Genomic DNA, 24,981 nt, shown 5'->3' with positions numbered 1-24,981 from the left:
CCTCTAATTGTTTTCCCCGTGTTTGCGGTGTTACTTATCCATGGCGGAAAGTGCCGTCAACCACATGACCGTCGTCATTTGAGTTGCCAGTGGAGACTTGGTGCGGCTCGGCCGACCAGGCCAGGAATTCCGGGGCGCCGGTGGGCAGCAGCCTGGGCCGGGCCTCGCGGTGGGCTTGGAGCCCGACGCAGCCGATGGTCCTGGTTTCCTGTCGGAGGCGTTCGATGGCCAGGGGCAGCCGTTCGTGGAACCCGAGGGGCCCGAAACCGGGATCTGTTGGCGTGTAGGAGGCCAATTCCGCCTTTTGCAGGGCGTAGAGTTCGGCGACAAGTTCGGGGTGCCGCCACCAGCAGTCCGGGACGACCGAGGTCGTCAACCGGTAGGTGGCGACCAGCCAGGAAACCCACCGTCCCAGGGCCGCCCAGGCTTTGGGTGCGGTGACACTGTCCAGGTCCCGCCACCTATACGTGGGCTCGGTCGATCCGCCGGGCGCCCCGCCCTGGGGGCTGCCCGAAGCAAAGTCACTAAAGAGGGCTGCGGCTGTCTCGTCGTCGTCAAACAGGTTCATCACGGGTCTCCTTTTCCATTGCTTGCTGGTGGATGTGGCCTTGCGCGAGGGCGCCCTCTGCCTCGATCTTGAACCTGCCCAGGGTTGCGGCGTCCCGGCGTTGGTGCCAGCCGCGCAGGTCCAGGAGGATGGGGCGGGTGCGCCGGCCGAGCATCAGGGCAGTCCCAACGGGCAGGCGCCGAATTTCGTGGAGGGCAATGACGGGCAGGTCCCTGACCTGTTCCCCTTCCTGCCGGCCCTGGGATGACCAGGAGTGGGTCCTGTAGGTGTGGCGCCGCTCCCCCAACAAGGACGCCAAGTCGCGCAGGTCCCGCTCGTCGGAGCCGCCGCCAAAGATGACCTTAATGATGGCGGATTCCCAGATGGTGGAGGCTTCCTCGATGGACCAGCCCGAGCGGGCCTGGGAGAGGGATTGGAGCACGACCATGGTGGAGATCCCAATTCCGCCACCGTCGGAGAGAACGATGGGCAGGCCCGGCCAGGGCGAGAGGTTGGCGATTTCATCCAGGATCAGGGACAGGGGCGGATCCAGCCTGCCACCGGGTGCGGTGAAGGCCATCTCCCTGGCCGCGGCGTCAATGTCGTCAATCAACGCCGACAGGTACGGGCCCGCCGCCGCTGACCCGGACTTGGTCCCGATCAGGTACAGGGTCCCTCGCTCACGGATGAAGGATTTGGGATCAAACTCCTCCTCCCGGTTCACCGGGTCCAAGGCGGCAAGCACCCTTGGTGAGGACAGGGGCGCCACGGCAGCTGAAACGCCAATCCACGAGTTGGAAGTGTTCCTCGGGTCGTCCTCGAGGATGCCCAACAGGTCTGAATGCCATCCCAGGGCGGCGCGCGGCCCGTGCAGGATGTCCAGTGCCTCCGTGGCCAGTGTCGGGTTCGACGACCAACGACGGAAGGCCTGGATGCCCTCCCCCGAGAGCGCTGCGGCATGGAGCAGGCATTGGAGGACTATTTGTGCCCGCTTTTGCCAGGCGGCGTTCTCACCACTCATTTTGGAATCCGCCGAGATGACCATCGCCCGCCGCACGGCCACGTCGGGATCCTCACAGCCTCGCACCGGGGACCAGCGCAGGGTAGAGCCCAGCCCGGACATGCCCTGCGGGTCAAAAACGGTGACGGGGCGCCCGCCGGACGCCCGGGCCTGCATGGTGACGGCCAGGTTGTCGGCCCGGGTGGACGTGGTCACCACAGCCCCCGGGGCATCCAGGATGGCATTGATGACGACGAAGAGCCCCTTCCCGGACCGTGGGGCGCCCTGGATGACCATGGATTCCTCGGTGGAGACATGGACCTTCGTGCCGCGCGAGGTGCCGAGGCTCCAGGACACGTCGGCCAGGGTGGCGTGTTTCAATCCGGGGCGGGTGATCCTGCCCCGTTTCAGGGCGGCCCGCCGGCCAAACTCGCGCACGACTTCAGCCCGTTGGGCCATGCCGTCCCTGCCCAGGATGTCCTGTCGCAGCCACGCCCCCGACTGGCGCCAGCTGCGCCACAGCAGCCAGGCAGCAATCACCGCCACCAGGAGCAGGACCAGCACGGGGTCCAAGAGTACCCAGACTGTGCCGACACCGATATTGCAGCCCGGTGGGGGTTGGCCGATGGCTGCAAGGTTGCCGGTGAACAGTCCGACGGCGGCCACCGGTGACGGCGGGCCGCCCAGCCCCCGCCCGCATTTCCACTGGGCGGCCACGTTCGCGGCTGCCTCGGTGAGGCCGCTGAACCCGACAAAGGCTGCCCCGCAGACCAGGCCGGTCGTGATGAGGGGTGTGGAGTCTGCGTGGACGAGGTTCATGGCATCATCCTGTGGTCGGTGCTGAAGACTTTGAGTTCGTCGCTGGTGACCTGGTTGGCGACGATGAAGGAGCGGTTGCCGACCTTCCACAGGCCCACCCCTTTGGGGAGTTCCTCGACCTGGGCGCATTCGGCCTCGGTCAGGCCGAGGGCGTCCTTGGTCAGGCGCATGGAGTCGTGTTTTTGGCGGTAAATGATCCGGGTGTCGGCCTCGGTGAGCAGGCCGAGCGCTTTTTGGCGGTGGCCACTCGTGCTGTCGCCGATCTCGTTGAGGTCCGCGACCTTGTGCATGATCAGCAGGTTCGCGATGCCGTAGGTGCGTGCGAGCCGCCACTGTTCGCTCATTTTGACCAGCATGTACGGGTCGGCCAGCATGCGCCAGCCCTCGTCATAGACGACGATGCGTTTGCCGCCGTCGGGGTTGGTGATGGCCGCTTCCAGCCAGGTCGCCCCGCAGGCGGCGGCCAGGGAGAGCGCCTGCTCGGAAGCGCCGATGAGGGCGGAAGTGTCCATGACCATCATGGGCGCGTCCGCGTCGAAGGACACAGTGGAGGGGGCGTCGAACATGCCTTCCAGGTCCCCCGAGACGGTGCGCCGCAAGGAGTGGGCGACGGCGCGGCCGCCGTCGGGCCCCACCAGTTCCCGGGTCTCACGCGAGGGGTCGAGCAGGTGGTCCAGGACCATGGGCAGGGTCGGTGTCGTGTTGGCGGCGACCGCCTCGGTCAGGGCCATGTCCAGGGCTGTATGTTCGACAGGATGCATCGGCACGCCTTGTCGCATGAGGGAGACGAGGGCAACGAGCAGTTGACGGCGACGCTGCCGGACCACGGCCTGCCATTGCGCGTTGGACAGGTCCCGGGAGCGGGGGCCGGCGTCGAGGGGGTTAACCCGGGCGGACCGGCCGGGGCCAACGGAGATGACCTTGCCGCCCACGGCGTTGGCGACGGGGACCCATTCGCCTTTGGGGTCGGAGGCGACGGCGGCCTTGCGGCCCAGGGTGATGGACCGGGCCACAAAGGACTTCCCGCACATGGACTTCCCCGTCCCTACGGTGCCGATGACCACAATGGAGGGGCCGCTGATCACGCCCTTGTCGTAGAGCACCCACGGGTCGTAGGAGAACGCGCCGGATCCGAAAACGTCGCTGCCGATGTAGGTGCCTTCGTGTCCGAGCCCGGATTCGGTGATGAACGGGTACGCAGCGGCGAAGGTCATGGTGGAGGCCCGGTGCGGGGCAGGGTGCAGCCGGTGCGGGCCCCTGAGGGAATGCGGTCCCAGCGGTTGCTGCAGGTTCGAAGTTCCGGCTCCTTCCCCGTCGCCGGCCAGCAGCCCCAACTTCTTCCAAAAGGGGTCCTGCCGGCCGGCGACGGCTTGGCCCTGCAGTTGGCGGCGTTGCCGCCGGGCACTGCGGGACTCATGACTGGGAATGAACGTGACGGCCTGCGGGGTGGTTTTCATTTCAGCCCCCTGCCCAGGGGCAGTCCCCCAGCGATGAAGGCGGGCCATTGCTCGCCCACGAGGAGTCGCAGTTCCACGAAGGCGCTGGCGGCGGCCGACTCGAGTTCCTGCCGGTGGCTTGAGAGTTCCTCCAGAGAGTCCCCGGTGATGGTGATGTAGGCGGCGGGCCGGACGTCGCCGTGCCCGGCGACGATCTCTTCCTCGCGCTGTTGGACTTCCTCTTCCTCAGCCTGCTGTTCGCGGGTGGTGGGGCGGTCAAACCTGGTGTTGATCCTCCGCCGTGTTTCATGGGCTTCGTGCGCGGAACGGATGTCCTTCAGCGCCTGGTCAGTGGGGATGGCCTTGATTACCTGGGTGACGGTGTGCTTGAACCCTCCCACGTAGACGAGCGGGTGGAGGAAGCCGGGGAAGACTTTTTGGCGCGGCCATTCCGCGATCCAAAAGGTTTGGTGGAAGCCGCTGTCGGTGCGGATGTAGGACCAGTGTTCCTCCAGGGCCATGGGGCCGGCCTGGCCCGGGTCCACGCCTCGGAAGTCGCCCGTCCGCTGGGAGGTGCGCATGACGGATTCCGGGTCAAAGGCTCCCCGGATGACGGCGGCGAGGCTTCTGTCGCCAAGCCATTCCTCCACGACGACCCCGTGGGTTTTCAGGCCCGTCCGGAGGGCATGGATTTCCGAGCGCAGGGTTGCCTCCAGCCCGGTGGTCCCGCCGCCGGCGTCATGAATCCGGCGACGGGCCTTGGCCGTGTTCATGACCAGTGTGAGGAGGATTTCATGGCTCGATGCCGTTCCGGCCGCTGCGATGAGGTCCTGGTAGGCGCTGTCACCCCATCCCGTGGCAGGCGCCTCGGCCCCGCGGTTGGCGGTTTGCTGGTCGTAGTAGTCCTGGAGCGCGGTGGCCGGGAACTGGACCGTATGGTCCTGGATGGCAATCCTGGCTACAACGGTCCTCTTGGCCAGGGCGGCCTGGACGCGGGACCAGGCCTGCACGGCGTAGGCCTTGTCCTCGTCGTCCAGCAGGGCAAAGGCCCCTGCCCGGCAGCGCAGGACGGCGAAGGCCTCATGTGCCTGTGCGTCGACGACGAAGCACTCACCCGTCGTGGTGCGGTGGATGGCCAGGGAGGCGAGCCCGCCGGGCAGGACCAGGGTGCCGACCGGGACCGGGTCCTCGGTGGGGAGGAAGTAGCTGGTTTGCCCGGTCAGTTTCCGCAGCAGGTAGCGTGCACCCGTGAGCGCCCAGAGGGGGTAGGGAGTGCGCTCGTATTGCAGGAAGCCAAGGAGCAGCAGGAAGGTCCAGGCGGGGCTGGATCCGATGAGTGCAGCGGAGCCGCCGATGGCCGATGCAACGGCGGCGATGAGGATTCCGCCGCAGGCGAGTGCGAGCTGGTACCACTGGAGCCCGATGATCACGCCGCGGCGCTCGTGCCGGGGGAAGTTGACCGGTTGCAGGGCGTTGCTGTCCTCAGTCATGGTGTTCTCCAGTCTGTGGGGGTCTGATGGGTGGGTTGCCGGGCCCCGAGGCCGGCGGCTGTGGCTTGGGGCCGCCCGTTGGGCCCGGCATTGGGTTCTTTCCCTGCACGGTGGGGCTGCCCGTTGATGGTTGCGGGGATGCCTGCGGCCGCCCCGGGGTCGTCTTGGGCCCCGCGGACGTGGGGGCTTGGCCGGGCTTTGGGACGGTCGCGGCCGTCGGCCGTGGCGTCGAGGCGCCGCCCGGGCCCTGTGCGACCTTGGGTGTGTCGGGGGACGCGCCGGGCTTCGGGCCGGGGGTGGCCGGCTTCTTTACGGGGAGTGTTTCGGGCTTCGCCGTTGAAGGCACCACCGTGGGGCTTTGCCCGCTGCTGCCGCTGGTGAGCATGTGGTGGCTGCGCAGTTGCTGTCCGAGTTGCCGTCCGGCGAAGCGGGAGCCTTGTTGGGTGATGTGTCCGCCGCCGGCCGATTGTGCGGCCGCGGCCAGTTCGCCGCCGGCGAATCCGACCAGTTTCAGGGCCATGAGCGGAGCGGCGCAGGCCAGGGCCATGCCCACAGCCCCGGCGGCCATGCCGTCGAAGGAGGTCGCGTGTGCGTAGAGTTTCACGGCGACGGCAAGGATGGTTGCCGCCAACGGTTTGGCGAGCAGCAGGGCCACGACGATCTCACACCACCGCCCGGCCCAGGACTTTGTTTTCTCCCAGGGCACGAGCATGAGTGCGACCGGGGCGACCGCGGCGAGCACGATCAGGGCGAAGGAGCGGAAGATCATCGAGCACATCAGGACAAACGCCAGAACCCAGACAATGAGGGTGGCCAGTACCGTGATGACGATGGTGCCGGTGACTTGGTCCGCTGTCGTGGCCTGCCCGCCGATTGGGGTGACGATCCAGGCCTGGCCGGAGCCGGCGGGGCCGCGCTGGAAGCCGAAGAGGCGCATGAAAACCACGTAGGGATCCGGGCCCATGGTATCCAGGAGTGCGGTGGAGGCGCTGTCGCTGACGTGGGTGAGTGCCTGCATCAGGTAGACGGCACCTCCGACGACGGGGACGGCGATGAAGCCGCCGATCAGGGCGCGCCAGATCCGGCGGGGCTGCTGGGAGATGAGGCCGGAGATTAGTTGGAAGATCATGACCGCCACGAGCGGGGTCATCATGACGATGACCCACCAGCTGGTCAGTCCCTGCACGGCGGTCCATTGGGAGTCGTCGACGTTGGACACGCCGAAGGCCCCGGAGATGAAGGACCACAGCCAGGAGGCGATGCTTTCCAGGATTCCGGCAAAGAAGCCGCCAATGGTGGAGGTGACGGAGTCCTTGGCTGCGGAGGCGATCCCGCAGCCCAAGGGCCACCATCCTCCGAAGGTGCACTGAAGAGGTGGCATGACAGCTTCTTAGAAGCCCAAGTGGAAGGCGGTTTGCGACCACAGGATGTAGCCGTTGATCCCGCCCAGGATGGCGGCGACCGGTCCGGTCCACAGCAAGATCATGCCGCCGCCGGAGGCCAGCCGGGAGGACTGGCTCAGTTTGCCGGCCAGCAGCATGGCAGCACCGATGATCGCCACAATGGCAATCACGATGAAGGCCCCGACCAGGATCCCGCCGCCGATTTGCTTCAGGGAGTCCAGAAACGGGAAGTTGCTGTTGGGGACGATTCCAGGGTCCACGGGCGCGAAATTCATGACACTACTCCATCCGGACAGTGAAGGCAGACGTTGCGTTTGCTTCTTCCCTTCCATGCCCGATTTCGTTTCCGCCGCATGACCTGGCAGTCCGGTCGCTGGCGTGCCGCTATTTTTGACCCAGGACGGTGAAGTACTGCGACCCGGTGTTCCAACTGACGGGGTGGAGGAGGGTTCCGGCTGAGGGGTTCAGGGCGCTGTACATCATGCCGTTCCCGGCGTAGATGCCGATGTGGGCCCAGTGGTTGGGGCCGTCCGGGTTTTGGACCACGAGGTCTCCCGGCTGCGGCGTGAACGTGGCCCGCCCGGCCTGCCACTGTTCGGTTCGGGGAAGCCGGATCCCGGCCTGGGCGTAGACCCACTGCACGTAGCCGGAGCAGTCCCAGGCCTTGAAGGCCGTGCCGCCCCAGATGTAACTGCCGCCCACGCCCTCCTGGGCATACCGGAGAATGGCCTTCCTGGCAGCACTCAAATGTGCGGGAATTCCCGGTGCCGCAGAATTGTCGGAAGGCCCCGGTGCCGGGCAGTCCTGCAGGCCGGCTTGGCCGCCGACGGACGCCAGGAGGGCTGCCGCGGCCGGTGCCCAGCGTTCATAGAGCTCCGGGAAAGCCGACACCTGCACGGCCTGGGCCGCCGCTCCCAGGCCCAAGGACGCCCAACCGGGGACGTCGAGCAGGCCCCGCGGTGTCCCGTGGTTGGGTCCTTGGGGGCCGCCGAAAAAGGCCCGTGCGTCATAGGCCGGTGTCATGAGCTGCCGTGCGCTGCCCCACCCGGCGCTGGGGCGTTGCTGGGCCGAGCCCAGGGAGTCGTGATCGTAGCCGAGGCCGTCATTCGGCATGGACAGGGACGAGGGAACGACCGGGTTGGCCAGCATTCGCAGCCCCGATTCCTGAAGCGCGACCATCAACGAGATCTCGATCCCCCTGGCCGGCACACCAAGGTTTGATCCCACGGAGATGTACGTGGCGGCGATACTTTGCTGCCTTTGGTCAATTGTCAGCGATATGCCATCGGGCCCCGGAACCGATATCGCCCCACTGCCTTTGCCCGTCGGGATGACCCGTCTGGAGGCTTTGCCCGTGAACGCAATGTCCTGGGAAGCCGCAACACAAGCTGTGTTTGTTTCCACGACGTGGGTAACGAGGAGGCTGGTGCCCCCGACGAGGGCTGCCATGCCCACGGGCACCGCCACGACCAGTGCGGCCAGGGCGCGTTGGACCAGTCGTGCCTTCGCGATCGTGGCCAGGGCTGCCGCGGGCATTAGTAGACGATTCTGCTGGCGGTGGTGTTGAAGCCGACCAGGACGCACCGATTCGAGGGCGCTGTTGCAGCGGGCGGGCAGTTGACCATGACGCTCACCGGGACACTGTAAGCCGTGGCGTGTGGGTCCGTGGTCGAGCGGTCCGTCACGTCCAGGGTCACGGTGCAGACGTGGAGTCCTTTCCAGGGTGCGGGGTGGTCCCTGACCTGGGCCAACTGGCCATCACAGCTTGACTGGATAGCCTTGGCCGTGCGGTAGGCCTTGTAGGCCGTGAGTTGGGCGAAAGCGGCGGCGTTGATGCCGGTCCCCTCGAACTCGTGGGTGTAGACAGTGAGTGGGTTCGAGCCGTCGGCCAGGACCACCCACCAGCTGCGCACGTGCGCATACACCTGCGTGTAGGTGGAGGTTCGGCTGTCCCACGTGTAGAGCGCTTCGGCCGTGGCCTGGGCATAGGCCCTGAAATCAAGGGTCTGAGGCTCCCCCGGCGACACTGCAGCATTGGCCGGAGCAGTCGCTGCTGCGACGGCAGGACCCGGCACTTCAGGACCCGGCGCTGCTGCAGTTTGGCTTGTCGGAGGCGGGAGTGTCGGACCGCTCGTCGCCTGTCGGGTCGTGACTGCACCCGGCGGCAAAAACAAGGCGATGACCGCCGCGACAAGGATGCCCAGTACTGCTATCAGGAACCACTGCCGCCGGGAACGGGGCAGGTAGCGTATCCATGCTGATGGTCCGCGCATTGGAGACCTCCTTTATCCGTCCATGCAGCCAGGGAGCAACGCGTGTATGACCTGGCCACGGCGGATCCGGGGCGGCGCTCCCAGGCCCGGCCACGCCGTCGTGCGCGTCCAAAAGACACAGGTGCAATCTGCAACTGCAGCAGTATCAGTACGTCCTTGCCCCAGCGGCCCAGGAAGTCTGAATGTAGCCACGCCCCGGACCACGGGCCTATGAGGGCATGGCCTGCGGCGGCTGCGACATCCTGATGACTTCCAGTGCCGCCCTGTAAAGTGCCCGTGCGCGTCCGGTCTGCACGGCGACGTACCTGGGCGTGACGTTGATCTTGGCCGCAATGACCGGCAGGGCGGCGAGACGTTCCGGTCCCCTCAACCCGGGAACAACGATGGTTGCCGCGATGGCCCGGTGAAGTTCGGTGGGCAGACACTTCGAGGCGTCCAAGGCAATTGTGTCGGCATTTGCTTGGTCGGATTCCACCAGGGCAAGCGCGTTCCTCACCGTGACGGCCACTTGGCGCACGAATTTCAAATCCCTCTGCGCCCGGCGATAAACCAGGGCATCAACCCGGTCAGCAGCGGCGCTTGCCACGCCTTGGCCGTCATCGCAATCATCCACAAGAAGGAACATGGCTGACCCCCAGGCTTCCTCCCCGGCACACATCCGTGTCAGCTTCAGGACATTCCGTGTCCATTCCTGGTCGGCAATCCCGTCAGGCTCCGCGACAACGTCCTGCGGCCGATCGACGCTGGGATGCTCGTCCGATTCCGCCGTAAACAGGGGAACAGCGTAGTGGGCGGCTGCCTTGGTAATGTGGGCCGCACACACGTGATTGGCAATGCCCTGGACCCATGCCCCGAATCGGACGCCCGGCAGCGGCTGGTACCGTCCCCGCGACACACCGGACCAAACTGCGGTGCGGATGTCCTGCAGTACGTCCTCCAGCTCGTTGAGGAACCCGGCCCTGGCCAGGCGTGAACGGACAAACTGGGAAATATCTCCCACCGCCGTCATGACATCCTCGCCACGGATGTTAGGGCCGTGAGCCTTGGAACCGGGCCTGAAATCGCCCGGAAGTTGGTCTTTGCGGTGGGGCCTTCGAGCTGACGGGTTAGAGACCATCGTCGTCTTCGTTCACGAGAAACTGCACACTATGGGGGTAGGCCACCACACCGTCCAAAGGGAGCGACGCCATCGCGACCATGGTAGGGATCCCGGTTGCTCACCAAAACCCCAGAGAGGATATAAACCAGTGTCAGTTCACGGTTTCTCATTGTCAACCCCCACTATGTCATTCTGTGGATAAAAGGTGCAGAATTGAACCATGCCTAAGATCACGCACCCGGTAGACCTGGCCTGGACGCCCGATGTGGAAGCCTCAATCGAGGCGTTCGGCAATCGGGCCCGCGTCGAAATCATCCGGTACCTGAAAGGAAGCGGCCCGGTGCCACGCGGGGACATCGTCGATGCCGTCAGTGCCAGCGAGGCAAGCGTTGCCCAGCACCTAATCGCGCTTGAAAAAACGGGCGCCATCACCGTGGACATCGTTCAGGGCCGCCGCCACGGCAGGTCACCACGCTATTCAGTGGCTGAAAACCGCATCAAGGAACTCCTGGCCGCCCATCAGGACTATCTCCTGAATCGACCCCCGAACCTCCCCCAGGATGCGCGGCAATATCCTGATCTAGGTAATCAACGATGAACTCCAAAGTCTCCGGCGGCACATCCCCGAGAGTCTTGGACACAAATGACTTGACCCTGGCGGCCCGCAACGCCTTCACTAACTCCAGCTGCCGGCCGACCAACTCAGGAGTTTCGATGTCCTCGACACTGAGCAAATACTCGGGATCCACTCTGAAATAGTCAGCCAGCGCAGTCAAAAGCGGCCGGTCCTGGATCAGGCGCCCCTTGCCATCCTTCATGTAGGACCACCGCGCCCGGGACAATCCCACCCCACGAACAGTCATCGCCGCACGAATTTCCGGAAACGTCAGCGCCTCGCCTCTCTCCGCGACAGCGACGTCAAGCAAGAAGTGAAGCTTTCGAGCAAGTTCACCCTGGGGCGTACGCCTGGCCTCGTCGCCTGAGCTGGGCGATTCCTGGTCCGCCATGGTTCTCCAATCCTCTACTCGGGAGTTCTTCAAGTATGGTCCGGCCCCTTGAACGCTTCAAGGGAGTCACAAGGCTTGATCAGTTCGCGAAACACGAGCTGCATTATCAGCAACGCATGGCCAAGCCTGGGAATTCGAACACACCTATGTCTGTCCATACGCGCAGCCGCCTGCTCCAGCTGCATCCGGTCACCCAGACAGATTCGCAAGTATTTCTTGGCAAGGACCACGACTGGCGGTGCCACCGTCGAGATCGTTGACGACGCCATGATCGGGATCCCAACTACCGGCAAGGCAGGGCACCCGTAGCCGGGACCCCGGCCCCATGTGATCTGCGTCAGGCGAGCCGGCCGCCGTCGCTTTTCCGGCATGCCAACTGAAGTCATATGGTTTCAGTGTCTTTGCACCATGGAAGGGGGAAGAGCATCAACGAACAGGAGAATTCGATGACTGAGCAAACAGACCACGCAACGTCCACCCATGGTTTCGTCGACGAGTGGATGACGCCCAAGGAGATCTGCCATGAGCTGCAGATCCCCGAGCAGACCTTCTACCAGTGGCGCGTCAAGCACGCGGGGCCGAGGGCCCACAGGATCGGACGCCACCTTCGCATCAGCCGCACGGACTTCAACGCGTGGCTCGCCACAACGGAAGACCCCGTTGGCTAGAGCAAAAACTCCGCTCGGGACCTGGGGAAAAATTACCCGCCGGAAGCTCGGCCCGACCACGTGGCGGGCCCGGCAACCATGCGCGGATACGACGGCAAGCCCCGGATGTACCAAATGACCGGGCCCACCGGGGCGCAGGCCGAAGCCGCCCTCCTGGCCAAGCTCAATGACATGCTCCCGCCCACCGACGACGTGATCAGCCCCGACATGGTCATCAGCGAACTCGCCAAGTTCTGGTGGCTGGAATTCGAAGACCTGGGACGGGCCGCCAATACGCGCCGACGCTACCGGGAAATCATCGACACCTACATCCTTCCCGGCGTTGGCAACCTCACCATCCGCGAAGCCAACGACTCCACCCTGGACAAGTTCCTCAAGGGCGTGCGCACCAAACACGGCAACGCAACAGCCAAAATGTCCAAGACACTGCTCTCCGGCATGATGTCGCTCGCCACACGCCACGGCGCCGCGCCTGCCAATCCGCTCCGGGAAGTCGCCCGCATCCCCACGGGCACCAAGGAAGTCCGGGCACTGACCATTGACGAGGTCGCCAAGCTGCGGCACGACGTCTACCGCTGGCAGCAACCCACCGGCCGGCAGAACGGGCTGCACGAAAAGGACATCCTCGACGTCGTGGACATCATGCTCGCCACCGGCGCACGGATCGGCGAGGCGCTGGCCATCCGGTGGTCCGACGTCGACCTGGCCGCCGAGAAACCGACCGTCACCATCCAAGGGACCATCATCGACGTCCGAGGCAAAAACGGACTCAGGATCCAGGACCACCCCAAGAGCGCCAACTCACGGCAACGCTACTTTCTCCCGCTCTTTGCTGTGGAGATGCTGCGCCGGCGCCAGGCCGATCCGGTGCGGCAAAACGCCCTTGACCTCGTCTTTCCCTCAAGCACCCTGACCATCCGGGACCCCAACGGCTTCCGGAAACAGTGGCGCGAAGCCCGGAAAGCCGCCGGCTTCGACTGGGTCACCCCTCACACGTTTCGGAAATCGGTCGGGACCATCCTGGCCAACACCCAGGGCATGGCCGCAGCTACGGCTCAACTCGGGCACTCCAGCGAACTGATCACCAGAAAGCACTACGTCCAGAAGACACATGAGGCGCCGGATAATACTGAGGTACTGCAGGCGTTCGGGCAAACCCGGCAACAGAGCCATCCGGGACATCCGTAGCAGCCCTGACCATCGAAGCAGAACTGGCTATGAATAGGCGCCACTCCCATCGAGCATCGTGGGCAAGACATATCACGAACCTAACTCACTCAAAGTCCAGCGACCCATTATAGGCTCGTCTACCGCAATCAATTTATGGCTTACGGCATAACCTTTGGATGAGCCCGCCCAATGGACTCGACGAACTCCCATCCGATTTGCCGAGCCAACGCGAAGGCTGGCGAATCCGCGGGAACTATGTTGCCCATACCCTTTTCAACCGCCTTGCCGCCGGAATCCCCCCATATTAGACCCACCCTTGACCTATTTCCTTGCGAAAAGATGCCGATAGAATTTTGACGCGTCAGGGCATAATATTTATCCGTTAAAATGGGATCAACGTGTGCACCACCATCCTTATTCGCCAAGCCAAGAACTATATCTTGTCGAGTAAAAGTTGAACTCAATTGATCTTGGAGAATTATTTGATTCCACCATTCGAGGAAGGGCTGATGAAATCGTGGACCTCGCGGCAACCGGACGTGTTGCAAAAGAGCATGCAATTGTGCTGTGGGCGGTGGTGTAACCGTCAATCCGCCTTTACCCCAGAGCCTTGGTTGAAATTTTGGTTCTAGCTTCCCTTCGTCGTCGACCACACGGGTGTGTATGAAGAGCATATCGTTTGGTATACCACCCAGCAGTGAGCCACCAAACGTGTCGCGAATAAATAAGTTTTCCAACATCTCGCATTGGGCCAGTAAAGCATGGGTCCCTCGAGCAGGATTATGGTGAAGCAAAACACGCAGGGATGTCGCAATTCTCAGGGCATCGTTCGTTTTGCCCTGGTCAAAAGACGCACATGAATCGACCAAAAACCCCATCTGAGTCCGAGCACTCTCGAGGAGATCTGCTTGTGTTCGTTTGACAGCCATAGTACAAAGATAATCCCATTATAGTGCTGGCGCCCCGGCACACTTCAAATTCGAATCTTGGATCGGCTACGTTCCAGCTGCCACCGTTGCCTTTCTAGCTTCGATCTTTTTGCGGCGAGGTTTCAGGTGAATCAGCGCTGACCGACAGCCCGAAGGCGGCTTGACACAGCCGCCGCAACTTCGTCGCTTGGGCTGTAACCGATGCCTAATTTTCAGCGCCGCGTATAGGCCACTGGATCCAGTAGTTGATCGATTGCGGCCAATCGCGGCCGAAGTTCTCGTCTAACAAATCGATGAGACGCTCCCCGTCGACCAAGTCCAATTTGCTATTGGCCGCTGCCTCCTTACGTGTGGACTTCGAAATGTGCCCTGTTGTTAGCAATACCGCTGACGTTGCATGTTCGTTGGACGCGACGCCCAAGAGCGCGCGTGCTTTCGTAATCGGAACGGTTCCCGCATAGTGCGCGCAATCAATAACTCGGTGTTCTCGGCGTCCGGGTTGCTCGAGCTTGGCGATAACGTCCCGACCACCGTCTCTCGATGCCTGGGTCAGCTCGCACTGATAACCCATTTTCGTATAGAGTCGCGCAGTCAATCGTTCCAGCTCCCGTGGTGTGATACTCCTCAGAACTTCGGCGCCAGCGTTGCTCTTACGGCTCATGTACCTGGCTGAAATAAGCGCCGAAGCATCCCACAGTCCACTCAATCGGCCATCCGGAAGAATCTGTGCGGAAGCGGTCAAATATGCGTCTATGACTGAAATTGCCAGTTCGGGTTTACTAGGCAAGAGGTCCAAAATCCAACGCACGCCTGGGTGAGCCATGTTCGGCCGGCGTAGCAACCTTTTGGCATACTCGGTCGACATCAACGGCTCCATGACACTCCGGCCGCCAAGACTCTTGAGAGTCTCCTGCGTCCTCCTGTCGCTGCCAAATGTCACGGTCTCGAATAAGAAACACCTAAGTAGCTGACGAACCTGTTCCTCTCGACGGGTCTCGATGCTAGCAACGTATTCCTTGACGAGTGCCTCAGTGGGGAAGGACCATGTGGGCGCGTCACCGCAGTCTGAAGTCCCGTAAGGGTCGAACTTTTCGACTAAGACCAGCCATTCCTCAAGCCGACCATCCCAGTCATGCCCGAACGGCATGACTTCCGGTTCCTGATTCTCATTCTCGACCATTTCTCCAGTATTGCCCGTTTCTCCGTATTCACAGCATAGGATCGCTAGCGAAACTGGACTTGCGACACCGAACAATTAATGAAAGCCGCCACATGGCCCCCAACCCAAAGTTGCCACGCTCAATCGCAGCAGTATCAGAACGGTCGTCAATGAACCTATGTCCATAGCTGCCATGGAACAGCAGTTGGCCACAAACCAGCCAGTGGTCACTTCCCATGTACAACCACTGTTCTAGCTATTTCCAGAGCCTCGATCAGCCCTCACGAAACTGCCGTTGAACAAGCCCACATTGAAGGAGGCGCGTGGATCCCTGAAAGTCGTGCAATAAACTTTGACACGTTCAGTGCGATGCCGAAGTGGATACAGGATTTTTTGGGTTTAGGTAAGTCCAATCCGGTCCGACCCAAACTGTCGTGGTCCACGGTTTTCCGCTGCCAGCACAAGCTGCCGTGCATACTGGATAGATGATGAGAAGGATTTGGCCAGGCCCCAAGAAGAAACGGGGGCCGAAGGATGTGTGGTCAGACTGGAAGGCTGCAGACGAGACTTCAAACGTGGACAGCGCAGCACGGTTTGCTTCCGAGCTACTGGAGCTGACTCCGATGTCGTTCCACAGCTGGTTTCATGCAGGCCTGTTTTCCAAGGCACGCGGCAATTGGCCAGAAAGCTTGGAACGGAACGACAGAGCCCTTGAGCTCTTCACTCCACAGGACGCCGAAGCGTTTGATGGAGCCAATCCTGCCGCATGGAACCTGGGCATCGCTTCAACAGCACTCGGTGACTGGGCCGTGGCCAGGCGCGCATGGGCAGCATACGGGCTGGAGGGCTTCGGGGATGATGCCGGGCCCATTGACGTGGACTGCGGAATGGCTCCCATCCGGCTCAATCCTGACCGACCGAGCCTTCCACATCAGGTACTCTTTGCCGCCGGCACCACCGAGGTTGTCTGGTGCTGGCGTCGGAGCCCGGCCCATGCTGTCATCGCGAGTGTTCCGCTGCCCGAGTCAGGTCACCGCTTCAGAGACGTTCTCCTGCATGACGGCGAACCCCAGGGGGTCCGTCGGCTCGACGACAGGGACGTCTCGGTCTTTAACGAACTCGTCCGTCTGGAAGACTCCGGCATACCAACTTGGCAAGCTCAGATCACCGGTGCCAGCCCCGCCGACATGCAAGCATTGTCAGACCTTCTCGGGCAACGTGAACTTGCGGTCGACGATTGGTCTGGGATCCGGTTGATGTGCGCGGATTGCTCACATGGCTCACCGCGAAACGTTCATGACCACATACCCTCAGCGTCTGAAGCGATGCGACTGGGACTTGCCGGGGAAGAGTCAGACCTTGACGAGCTGATAGAGAGATGGCTGGGCGGCAGGCCGGGAATCGACATACACAATCTGGAGCAGCTCTGGTGACGCCAAGCAACCCCGACGTCAACGATGGACTCACGGAAGCGTTCCACGAATCCTGGATAAACAGGACCTGGCGATGCTTGTATCGTCCGCCGAACCTTGAGCGGTACAGGCTTCCCGACGACCCCGCGAACTGAGAGGGGCCGCCCCCTGCCAACGGCGCGGCGCAGCCTCGATATCCGTGCCTGGCATGAAACCATCACCAGATGACGGGGACTATTTTTCTTGGCGGCGGCTCAGAAGACGAAGAAGCAAATCTGTGGATTGAGACATTTCGCCCAGGTTCAAGCGTGACAGTGTGGCCGTTTGCTCATCGCGCCCTTGCGGACCGTCGGGGTGCCGGCCGCTGGTTCACCGGCGCCCTCGAGCGGTTCGCTCCCTCCCACATCGACATCTGGGACTCCTCAGTAGGCCGCGGGCACGATGCCCTCGAGGACACGGACATCATCGCCATCCCAGGTGGCAACACGTTCGACCTGCTGGATACGCTCCAATCCTTCGGGCTGCTCCTGACCCTGAGGATCTTCCTGGAACAAGGCGGACGAGTGTACGGAGGAAGTGCCGGAGCCATACTCATGGGTAACGATATAACGATATCGGCATCGCACTCGAAGTAGACCCAAATGACGTGGGACTGCAGGACACCACAGGCATGGGCCTACCCGGCGAACTGGACCTGCTGCCCCACTACACCGAGGAACTCCTCGACTTTGCGCGAGCCCACCAGGCCAAAAGCGGCCGTGGCGTGCTTTGCCTTCCCGAATCGGGCGGCGTCGTTGTCAAGGAAGGAACCATCCGCAGCGTCGGCCCGGAACCGGCACACTTCATCACGAGCACAGAAACAACAACTTACGAGATGGGCGCTATCTGGCCCATAGGCCTGCACTAGACAGTTCAGCTGGCGGAACCCTTTCTGGGATTGTTCGTTTGTGAATCGCCAGCGTGTGGGAACGCTGCTGCTTCGTGCTCGCGACAATTGCGGACCCCACTGGAACCTGCGTCAGGGCCGGCGGAATGAGAGTGGATACCATTTGGCATGGGACTTTTAGGAAAGAAGAAGGTGGTAGTGACGTCGCCGGTGCCGGGACCGCCGGAGACCTCGTTCGCCGCTGGTGCCAGCCAGACCGAGGGGCTGCTGTTCTCTTCAGAGGAGTTGCCGCCGGGATTCACCTACCCGCGAGGGCTTCTACGACTCGTGGAGGCTGGACTTTTCAAACTGGAACCGTGGTGGATCCCGACCGGCGATGACCTCCGTGAGCTCAACGCCAGCATGGCCAAGCGCTATCCCAAGCGCCATCTGCTGCTGTTCGCCAAGCGCCAGGACAACGACGATTGCGTCTGCTTCGACCTGGACACCGGAAAAGTGGCACGCGTGCACGACTGGGCCTCGCCCGGGTGGGAAGCTAGGGGTGAATTCCGTGACTTCGACAGATGGCTGCACTCTGCCATTGACGACGTGATTGAGTTCTAAATGTCAGTTTGCAACACTGCACTGCTGATTCGCGGCTTGGCAGGATTGATCTGACCAAGTTAAGCAAAATGGTCTCCCTGGCTTTGCGGCATGAACCGTGGCTATTCGAACTGGAACTTGACGGTCGCGGCTGGACTTCTACAGACAGCCTGCTCTCCGCACTTCGGGCCGAATCACCGGACTGGGCCGCGTTGAGCCGCGAGGACCTGGCAAGGATGATCGCCAGCGCTACAAAGCCTCGACATGAAATGCAGGGCCAGAAAATACGGGCCCTCTACGGCCACAGCACGCCCGATGCCATCTCGATGGTGCAGTCCGTCCCGCCGGAGGGACTATTCCATGGGACATCGCCGGCAAGCACCACCGCAATCCTGGCCGAGGGTCTCCGACCCATGGGCCGGCAATATGTACACCTGTCCAAGGACACCCACACCGCAGAATTGGTCGGCAGCCGAAAGGCCCCACACCCGGCAATCCTCAGAATCGATGCCACGGCCGCCACCCGTGCGGGAGTTCCCTTTTACCGCGGAAGCGACATGGTCTGGCTTGCACACCAGGTACCGGCCGAGTTCATCAACATTCTCCCGACCGCACCGAACAATGCGTGATCTCAGAAGCCGCAACGTGCCAGCCTGAACCTGTTTCAGTCGGGAAGCCTCCCGGGACGCCTTCACCGCGCCCGGGCCGAGACGCGCTACTTTGGGCCCGTGCAATATGAGCATTGTCCTGAGACAACGGTGGCAGACTGGGGGCTGGTGCGGGTGGGCGCGTCCGGTACATCGAAGTGGGAGGAAAATGAGCTCGAATCCGCCCCCGGCAGGGGCATCCAAAAAGGATCGGTTGGGCAATAAGTGTCAGTACTACTTCGACCGCTTCCAACGATTCATGCGTTTCGTCCACCTATTCATGGGCGGTGAAGCATTTCTCATTATTGCGGTCGTTTTAATCACTAAGCCGCATCCCTCGAGTCTCTTTTTCATCATCCCCATTTCAATTCTCGGGCTGTCCCTCATCACCTATGTCGCCACAGCCATCTATTTCTTTGTACCTTACTGTCGAGCCGCAGTGGAGGAGATGCGACGGCGCAAGCAGGGGCTTCCCATTGATACAGCCGAACCCGGTCCCTGGCTGACGGATAGTTAGCCCTGGAGCTCTCGTGGCGGGTATGACATGTCCATTGTGCCGCCGAGCCCCACATGCAGGCTGAATCGTCACACGGCCCATTGGGCCCGGTGCCTGACGTACTGGCCGCTTGAATCCAGTTAACCCAACAGTTCACCCAACGCCCACATGTTATTACTGGGGGTTTATGCTCTTGTATTCCAGGCAGTCACTATCGAAACTTGCACGCATTGCCGAGGGATCACCCTGCTTGGCGGGGGTCAGAATTGCCTTCTCCCAACCATGACCTGGATCGCTAAGGTGGCTCACTGCGAAAGGCAAGGACTCCCATTTTCCGATCTGGGCCAGGGAGGACGCAGCCATATTCGTATCAGATTTATCCACGGCGTTCAGATAAGAATTTTCCCACGAACAGAGCCAATAGAAGGCAACAACTCCCTCGGCTGCACCGTCGGCATAAGTTGTGTTGGGTTGCAGGAGTTGATCTGGAGTCTTCGTGAACCAATGAACACCGGGCGGTAGAGGGGCCTTGAAATCCTGGATTGCCGTTTTGACTCTTGCAGACATGGCCGCGGCGCTTTGCGCATCCACATGCGGCACATATTTTGCCGGTGTCGCCACGACTGGCGAATCAGGCGGGATGGCACCAGATGTACTCTGGCACCCGGTCACAGCGAGAACCGACACCAAGCTCAGTGCAACGACGATTACATTGCGCTTCTTCGAAAAGCCCATCCGGTCAACCACGTCTCGTCCATGCATGAAACCATTCTGCACCAGCAATACGCCGGCTGGAGGGAAGGAGTCCAACATGGCCATGTTTGGGGCAAGGCTTGAATCCGTTCAGGCCCCGCCGAACCGCATTCCGATGGTCGGACTCGCCTGGCAAGTCGTGCCTGTGGTCCGAGGGAGAGGGCGAGAATTTCCATTCTTGGGTATGGCGGAACGTGCGGACCGCTTAACACCGGTGTCTTGAAAGTCTGCAGCTCATTCAGTGGCAATGCTGGTTCTCGCACGAGGGCGTGCAGTCGCATCGGCCCGGGCGCACAGCATCTTGCAAAGCCGTCTCGCCTCGAGGCAAGCGCACGGTGCACAATGCCGGATCGCAACGGGTGCTGGTAAAGGCAGGCTTCCGGCAGATCGGGATGGCTCCACGGTACCTGGAAATCGCCGGTAAATGGCAGGACCACAACCTCTACCAAATAGTCCTCCACGACTAGTGGACTTGACCTGCACACCATTGAACGGTCCAAGCCAGTCGCATCGCTGCCCGCCCCCTGCACGCGGAACGACTGGTGGGCAAAGCACCGGACAGATCTCATCCGCCAAAGGTGACTGCCAAGCCTCAGACATGGCAACGTCAGTGCCGTTCCCCGCGTATTCCCCGGCCCCGGACCGTGTTGCCAGGCCCTTGCCAGCGACCGGGCCTAAACTGAATCCACACCAACGACGTGGGGGACGATGCAACCGGAAACTTTACAGCTCCCCGATGGGCTGCAGCTGCCCGCCATCGCGCTCCCACCCCAGGCGGCACCCGCATGGACGGGATCCTGCCTCCGCCGGCGCCTCCAACGCCGTGCCGTCATAGCGGCAACCATATTCACCCTCGTGCTACTGGGCTCCGTGTTCGAATTCGGCTCCATCACCAGGCCCTATTGGGGCGGATTCATCAGTGTCCCCGCCGTTGTCACCAGCCAACACCCTTACTACTCCAGGGGGGATCACTGTGGCCTGGGATTGCAGTTCACCCTGCACGGCCTACAACACACGGCCACCTTCGACCCGGCCTCAACGTGTGCCGGGATGCCCGCCCCGCAAACGACGGTCACCGCCAGTGTGGACCCAAGCGATCCCTCCCACGTCCTGATCGTCGGCCTGGACAGTTTTCAAAGGAACCTGCCCTACATCTTCGCGTTCACGGACGCGATCTGGCTAAGCATGGCCGGGGCGTTTCTCTGGTTGACCACCTCCACCTACCGCAGCGCGCAAACCCTGACCAGCACGGAACAATGGCGGCAGCTGACCCCCACCATCCGCCAGCGCACCATGTACAAAAGCACGACCCAGCTGACCCTGCAGGCCCCCCAAGAGCGGAACACCCCAGGTCTTCCAACTGTCCTACCCCGGCCGCGGCCCGTGGCCAACCATTCCCATCCCCGGGAAAGCCATGAACCTGTGGATACTCGCCGACGGCGGTGGACACGTCCTCCTCTCCGGACCGGACTGCAAGAATGCCACCGCCGGAACGGCCCAGGTGCCGAACAGTTTCGAACTGCGAACCATGGGCATCTGAACGGCAGGTCAGGCACTAATGATTTGGCGCAAACACCCGCACGAACTCCGCTGGAGCAGATCCCTCGGAATCCCTCCAATCCCGGGGGTCCCGCATGGGAAATTTGGGGAACCCGCTACGAGTCGGCCGGCTGGCAATGCTGAGGCACGATAACTCTCTGGGGTGGGGTGCGACGACGGCTAGTCTAGGTAGGTGGAAATTCGAGCCGTTCTCTTTGATCTGGACAACACCCTGTTTGACCATCTGACATCAGCCCGCGGTGGCCTGGATACCTTCGTGCGGAATTTTGGGGTTGAGCTGACACCCGAACTTGCACGTTCGTGGACCGAGATTGAGCAAGTCAACTACGACCGATTCCTATCGGGTGAGCTCACTTTTCAGCAACAGCGCCGCGAGCGACTCCGCCAGTTCCTTCCCCTGTCAGGGATTCCGAACGCCAACGACGCCACTGTGCTTGACGACATGTTCGACGTCTACCTACGAAGTTATGAGCATGCCTGGACTGCGTTTCCCGACGCAGTGCCGACCCTGCAGAGGCTACGAGGTTCCGGTACCAGGGTCGGCGTTGTCACCAACGGCAGCCACGAGCAGCAAGCAAAGAAAATACACAGGATCGGCATCGAGCCACTCCTTGATCTATTCTGCAGTTCAGAACAAATGGGCCACGCCAAACCGGCACGTTCGGCATTCATCCTGCCGTGCGAGAAAATGGGGCTTTCCCCCAGCCACGTACTTTACGTCGGTGACAACTTCCGCGTGGATATCGAAGGGGCACGAACTGCCGGCCTTCAGGCCATACACCTTGACCGGGAGGGCGCCGACCAGCCGAAGACCCTGCGCAGCCTGACAGACCTCATCCCATTGCTTTAGCTCAAAGAGACTGACCCATATCCGGAAGGGATCACTGGACGCAGTCTGGGCGGGGAAACTATGAAGAGGCAGACAGAACACAATATATGGATCGTTCAGTGTGGCGAGAGTCCGCACAACACCGTCGCGTCCCTTGAGTCTCTGCCAGCCCAGCGGACGCTGATGCCGCTTTGAGGTCCTCCAAGGACCGCCTGCTCAACGGGACGTATCGCCAGCGTCTCCTCCATGGACCTTGTCATTGGAGGTCTCCTTTCAGGGACTCCAGGCGATCATCGAACAGGACACCAGCCAACGAATTGTGCCCGTGCACCCCGAGGGAAACGTCACGGCGTACGTCACTAGTCAACGTCCGTGGGCCATGGGCACTGACCGCACCGGGCCGTCTTTCAACCCCCCATGCGACCATGTGAGCCATGGGTCCCCTAATATCTGTCGCCCTGGTGACGTTCCCCGCAATCTTCGTCCTGTTCCGGGTAGCACCGGCCGTCGCCCGGCGTTCCCGACTTCTCGGCCAGGGCCTGGGTGCCTTCGGTTCCGCGGTGATAGTTGCTGACGGTGTCATCGGAATGGCATCCGGGTTACCGGTGCCCGTCGCTCTGGGCGGCCCCATGGTCCTTGTTGGGATCGCCCTGGCTGTTCTCTTCATACGACCATCACTTCTGCGGCGCTTCGTGAAAGCCCGCCATTGATAGGCGCCCAGGCCCAGCACACGCCGAGCATCTCACCAGTCGTCGACTTATTGAACCCGCAGTAATCCAAACGATCGCATATCGTGCCACGCCACCGTGTTCCCGGCATTCGAAAGTAGGTCACATAAATGACCACACTTCAGGCCAGCCGGAAAGGCGAATTCGGAAGCAAATAGCCGACTGATCTGTTGACATTCATGCTCCTCTCCCCCAACAAAAAGTCACCAAATTGCATGTTTCGCCATGGCAACTAACCACCTGGCAGGCCGGACCGAAACTGCAGCCTGAACAATGCAGTGCGTTGAAACACGACGGTCCTCTCTTCACAACCAGTGACATGCCGTCCACCAGCCAGGCGAGCCCGCAAACGGCCATCAAAGCGCAGCTTCGGCGCTGCGCTGCAGGGCCTCGTCACGTTTTAGTCACGTTTTTGAACGAAAACCCACGCCAATAGTTGGCATGCCAACTGGGCCGCATGGTCTCGCACTCCCCCGGAAACTAGCGGTTTTTGATGGGGAATGGAGGCTGTTGGCATGAGGTTCCTGGGTCTCTCTTGGCCGCCGGTTCGAGTCCGGCCCGGGGCACCAAAATGTGGCTCTGACCTGCGATTTTACTGTTTCCGCGAGTACCGCGGAAGGGGCCAAATCACGTCTTACTCACGTTATTGAACGAAAAGTTGGTAACGTTTTTGGCCCGTTCGGACTCCAAACAGGCCCCATTTTGTCGTCACGTTTTTCAATCTGCAGGCGTGGAACCGCGGAATTCCGCGGTCTTTTGGGGTCCGTTCGACGCGGCGCCATGCCGGCGAACTTTCGGCCCTCCGATCGCCCTACTGCCGGGACACAATGACTTGGAACAGAAAAAACTTGCCAATATGACGGCATCCCGACCGCCGTCTTCGATCTTGCTGATGACCCGGACCGTCGCCGTCTGGAGGGCGGCCATCACGGTAGGAGGCAGGACCTATCAGGCTGTTGGTTGTTCAAGGTGGGCCCGGAGTTCATCGCTGGTGGGTGGGTTGGCTCCCGGGCGCCGGACGGTAATGGCGGCGGCCATGGAAGCGGTGCGGCCTACTTGCTCCAGCACGCTGGGAGCGTAACCGACGGTGACGCGGGTGAGCAGGCCCATGATCAGGGCAGCCATGTAGGAGTCGCCGGCGCCGATGGTGTCCACAACGGTGGATTGCACTGCTGGGATGGTGAGACGAGTATCGGGTGTGGCCAGCAGTGCGCCTTGTGCGCCTTGGGTTATGACGACCAGTCCGGCGCCCAATCGCAATAGGCGTCCGGCGATGTCATCGAGGTTCATGCGGGGGTAGAGCCAGGTGGCGTCCTCGTCGCTGAGCTTCACGACGTCGGTGAGGTTGATGAGGTCTTCAAAGATCGAGAGTGCCTCGGCATGGCTACCGAGCAGGGAGGGCCTGATGTTGGGGTCGTAGGTGACGATGCAATCGTGGTGGCAGTGTTGCATCAATGTCTTGACAGCGCCGGCACCCGGTGCGAGAAAGGTCGCGATCGAGCCCGTATGGAGCACCTTGGGAACGTAGGCCGGGGCGGCCGGTTCAAGGTCCCAGACGACATCGAAGTTGTAACTTGCGGACCCGTCCTGGGTCAGGGTTGCCGTGGCTGATGAGGTCCTGTCCAGGGAGTAGGCACCTGGCAGTAGCGTTACGTCGGTGCTGCGCAGGTGTGTTTCAATGGCGGCGCCCCGGTCGTCGTCCCCGAGTGCGGTCAACAGGCCGGTGCTGACGCCCAGGCGGCCAAGACCATAGGCCACGTTTGCAGGGGATCCGCCGGGGTGTTCGCTCGTGCCGCCAGAGGTGACGACGACGTCGGTGAGGGCTTCGCCGATCACGATGACGTCAAGGATCCGGTTGGTGTTCTGCCAGGTCGTATTGAGATAAGTCATGGTCTGTCTCTCGTTGGAAGCTGAAGGTCGGGGGTGCCGAAGGTGCGTGAGGCCGCGGACCGGGATTGGGGCCGCGGGCTCAGCCATCCAGGTTGGCTGCACTGATCATGCCGCGTGATTGCAGGGTGGGGGCGGCCGCATACTCGCTAAAGCGCTGGATGTGGATCCTGACGCCCAGGGTAGACATGCTAGGGCCCG

Annotated in this window: 24 protein-coding genes; 11 read left to right on the top strand and 13 right to left on the bottom strand. The window is 62.1% G+C overall.

The annotated features are described in order from the left end of the window. Positions 1-34 precede the first annotated feature (34 nt). The 9 genes from G6N77_RS15365 to G6N77_RS15325 form a co-directional block, all read right to left on the bottom strand. Positions 35-568: a hypothetical protein gene (locus G6N77_RS15365; protein WP_165183048.1), complete on the bottom strand. Its 534-nt coding sequence runs from the start codon at positions 566-568 to the stop codon at positions 35-37. Continuing rightward, the gene (locus G6N77_RS15360) at positions 555-2,366 is read right to left on the bottom strand and encodes a type IV secretory system conjugative DNA transfer family protein (protein WP_165183047.1); all 1,812 of its coding nucleotides are present in this window, start codon (positions 2,364-2,366) and stop codon (positions 555-557) included. The genes G6N77_RS15365 and G6N77_RS15360 overlap by 14 nt, the downstream gene beginning before the upstream one ends. Next, positions 2,363-3,823: an ATP-binding protein gene (locus G6N77_RS15355; protein WP_165183046.1), complete on the bottom strand. Its 1,461-nt coding sequence runs from the start codon at positions 3,821-3,823 to the stop codon at positions 2,363-2,365. Before G6N77_RS15355 ends, G6N77_RS15360 begins: the two co-directional genes overlap by 4 nt. Then, the gene (locus G6N77_RS15350) at positions 3,820-5,292 is read right to left on the bottom strand and encodes an SCO6880 family protein (protein ID WP_165183045.1); all 1,473 of its coding nucleotides are present in this window, start codon (positions 5,290-5,292) and stop codon (positions 3,820-3,822) included. Before G6N77_RS15350 ends, G6N77_RS15355 begins: the two co-directional genes overlap by 4 nt. Next, a complete protein-coding gene (locus G6N77_RS15345; protein ID WP_165183044.1) occupies positions 5,285-6,673 on the bottom strand; it encodes a type IV secretion system protein in 1,389 nt (462 codons plus the stop codon). The genes G6N77_RS15350 and G6N77_RS15345 overlap by 8 nt, the downstream gene beginning before the upstream one ends. Before the next feature lie 9 nt (positions 6,674-6,682). Then, the gene (locus G6N77_RS15340) at positions 6,683-6,970 is read right to left on the bottom strand and encodes a hypothetical protein (protein WP_165183043.1); all 288 of its coding nucleotides are present in this window, start codon (positions 6,968-6,970) and stop codon (positions 6,683-6,685) included. Positions 6,971-7,079: 109 nt separating this feature from the next. Further along, a complete protein-coding gene (locus tag G6N77_RS20365) occupies positions 7,080-8,231 on the bottom strand; it encodes a C40 family peptidase (protein ID WP_306986803.1) in 1,152 nt (383 codons plus the stop codon). Then, positions 8,231-8,968 carry a hypothetical protein gene (locus G6N77_RS15330; protein ID WP_165183042.1) on the bottom strand — a complete coding sequence of 246 codons (738 nt, stop codon included), beginning with the start codon at positions 8,966-8,968 and terminating at the stop codon, positions 8,231-8,233. The genes G6N77_RS20365 and G6N77_RS15330 overlap by 1 nt, the downstream gene beginning before the upstream one ends. A gap of 208 nt (positions 8,969-9,176) precedes the next feature. After that, on the bottom strand, positions 9,177-9,977 hold the full coding sequence (locus tag G6N77_RS15325) for a hypothetical protein (RefSeq protein WP_165183041.1): 801 nt from the start codon (positions 9,975-9,977) through the stop codon (positions 9,177-9,179). 310 nt (positions 9,978-10,287) lie between these two features. Between G6N77_RS15325 and G6N77_RS15320 the strand changes: the two genes are divergently transcribed. The 3 genes from G6N77_RS15320 (at position 10,288) to G6N77_RS15310 (ending at position 12,930) form a co-directional block, all read left to right on the top strand. Next, on the top strand, positions 10,288-10,665 hold the full coding sequence (locus tag G6N77_RS15320; RefSeq protein ID WP_165183040.1) for an ArsR/SmtB family transcription factor: 378 nt from the start codon (positions 10,288-10,290) through the stop codon (positions 10,663-10,665). A gap of 855 nt (positions 10,666-11,520) precedes the next feature. Continuing rightward, entirely contained in the window at positions 11,521-11,742 is a 222-nt protein-coding gene (locus G6N77_RS15315) for a helix-turn-helix domain-containing protein (protein ID WP_165183039.1), read from the top strand. 78 nt (positions 11,743-11,820) lie between these two features. Beyond that, a complete protein-coding gene (locus G6N77_RS15310) occupies positions 11,821-12,930 on the top strand; it encodes a tyrosine-type recombinase/integrase (protein WP_165183038.1) in 1,110 nt (369 codons plus the stop codon). Positions 12,931-13,070: 140 nt separating this feature from the next. Here G6N77_RS15310 and G6N77_RS15305 read toward each other — a convergent pair whose 3' ends face one another. Together G6N77_RS15305 and G6N77_RS15300 are read right to left on the bottom strand one after the other, a co-directional pair. Further along, positions 13,071-13,841: a hypothetical protein gene (locus tag G6N77_RS15305; RefSeq protein WP_165183037.1), complete on the bottom strand. Its 771-nt coding sequence runs from the start codon at positions 13,839-13,841 to the stop codon at positions 13,071-13,073. 205 nt (positions 13,842-14,046) lie between these two features. Beyond that, entirely contained in the window at positions 14,047-15,021 is a 975-nt protein-coding gene (locus G6N77_RS15300; protein ID WP_165183036.1) for a restriction endonuclease, read from the bottom strand. A 554-nt stretch (positions 15,022-15,575) separates the two neighbouring features. Here G6N77_RS15300 and G6N77_RS15295 point away from each other — a divergent pair. The 6 genes from G6N77_RS15295 to G6N77_RS15270 all read left to right on the top strand — a co-directional run bounded on the left by G6N77_RS15295 (position 15,576) and on the right by G6N77_RS15270 (position 19,044). Next, complete coding sequence (locus tag G6N77_RS15295; RefSeq protein ID WP_165183035.1) at positions 15,576-16,433, top strand: tetratricopeptide repeat protein; 858 nt, start codon at positions 15,576-15,578, stop codon at positions 16,431-16,433. 287 nt (positions 16,434-16,720) lie between these two features. After that, positions 16,721-17,047, top strand: coding sequence for a Type 1 glutamine amidotransferase-like domain-containing protein (locus tag G6N77_RS15290; RefSeq protein ID WP_165183034.1), 327 nt, complete (start codon positions 16,721-16,723; stop codon positions 17,045-17,047). Between the two features lie 11 nt (positions 17,048-17,058). Continuing rightward, on the top strand, positions 17,059-17,319 hold the full coding sequence (locus G6N77_RS15285) for a hypothetical protein (RefSeq protein WP_165183033.1): 261 nt from the start codon (positions 17,059-17,061) through the stop codon (positions 17,317-17,319). A 147-nt stretch (positions 17,320-17,466) separates the two neighbouring features. Then, positions 17,467-17,901 carry a hypothetical protein gene (locus tag G6N77_RS15280; protein ID WP_240902245.1) on the top strand — a complete coding sequence of 145 codons (435 nt, stop codon included), beginning with the start codon at positions 17,467-17,469 and terminating at the stop codon, positions 17,899-17,901. Between the two features lie 8 nt (positions 17,902-17,909). After that, complete coding sequence (locus G6N77_RS15275) at positions 17,910-18,509, top strand: RNA 2'-phosphotransferase (protein ID WP_338083830.1); 600 nt, start codon at positions 17,910-17,912, stop codon at positions 18,507-18,509. A gap of 187 nt (positions 18,510-18,696) precedes the next feature. Then, positions 18,697-19,044 carry a hypothetical protein gene (locus G6N77_RS15270; protein ID WP_165183032.1) on the top strand — a complete coding sequence of 116 codons (348 nt, stop codon included), beginning with the start codon at positions 18,697-18,699 and terminating at the stop codon, positions 19,042-19,044. Between the two features lie 153 nt (positions 19,045-19,197). On the opposite strand, the gene G6N77_RS15265 is transcribed toward G6N77_RS15270, so the two are convergent. After that, entirely contained in the window at positions 19,198-19,842 is a 645-nt protein-coding gene (locus G6N77_RS15265; RefSeq protein WP_165183031.1) for a hypothetical protein, read from the bottom strand. A 1,348-nt stretch (positions 19,843-21,190) separates the two neighbouring features. On the opposite strand from G6N77_RS15265, the gene G6N77_RS20170 reads away from it, so the two are divergent. After that, positions 21,191-21,316, top strand: a complete 126-nt coding sequence (locus G6N77_RS20170) for a hypothetical protein (RefSeq protein WP_276609817.1) — start codon at positions 21,191-21,193, stop codon at positions 21,314-21,316. A gap of 192 nt (positions 21,317-21,508) precedes the next feature. Further along, entirely contained in the window at positions 21,509-22,186 is a 678-nt protein-coding gene (locus tag G6N77_RS15260; protein WP_205678324.1) for an HAD family hydrolase, read from the top strand. Positions 22,187-23,841: 1,655 nt separating this feature from the next. Here the strand turns inward: G6N77_RS15260 and G6N77_RS15255 are convergent. Next, on the bottom strand, positions 23,842-24,783 hold the full coding sequence (locus tag G6N77_RS15255; RefSeq protein ID WP_165183030.1) for a carbohydrate kinase family protein: 942 nt from the start codon (positions 24,781-24,783) through the stop codon (positions 23,842-23,844). Positions 24,784-24,981 lie beyond the last annotated feature (198 nt).

This window comes from Arthrobacter silviterrae, assembly GCF_011045165.1.
GTDB classification, from domain to species: domain Bacteria; phylum Actinomycetota; class Actinomycetes; order Actinomycetales; family Micrococcaceae; genus Specibacter; species Specibacter silviterrae.
Note: the sequence above shows the minus strand (reverse complement) of the source record. Positions and strands in the feature narration are given on the sequence as shown.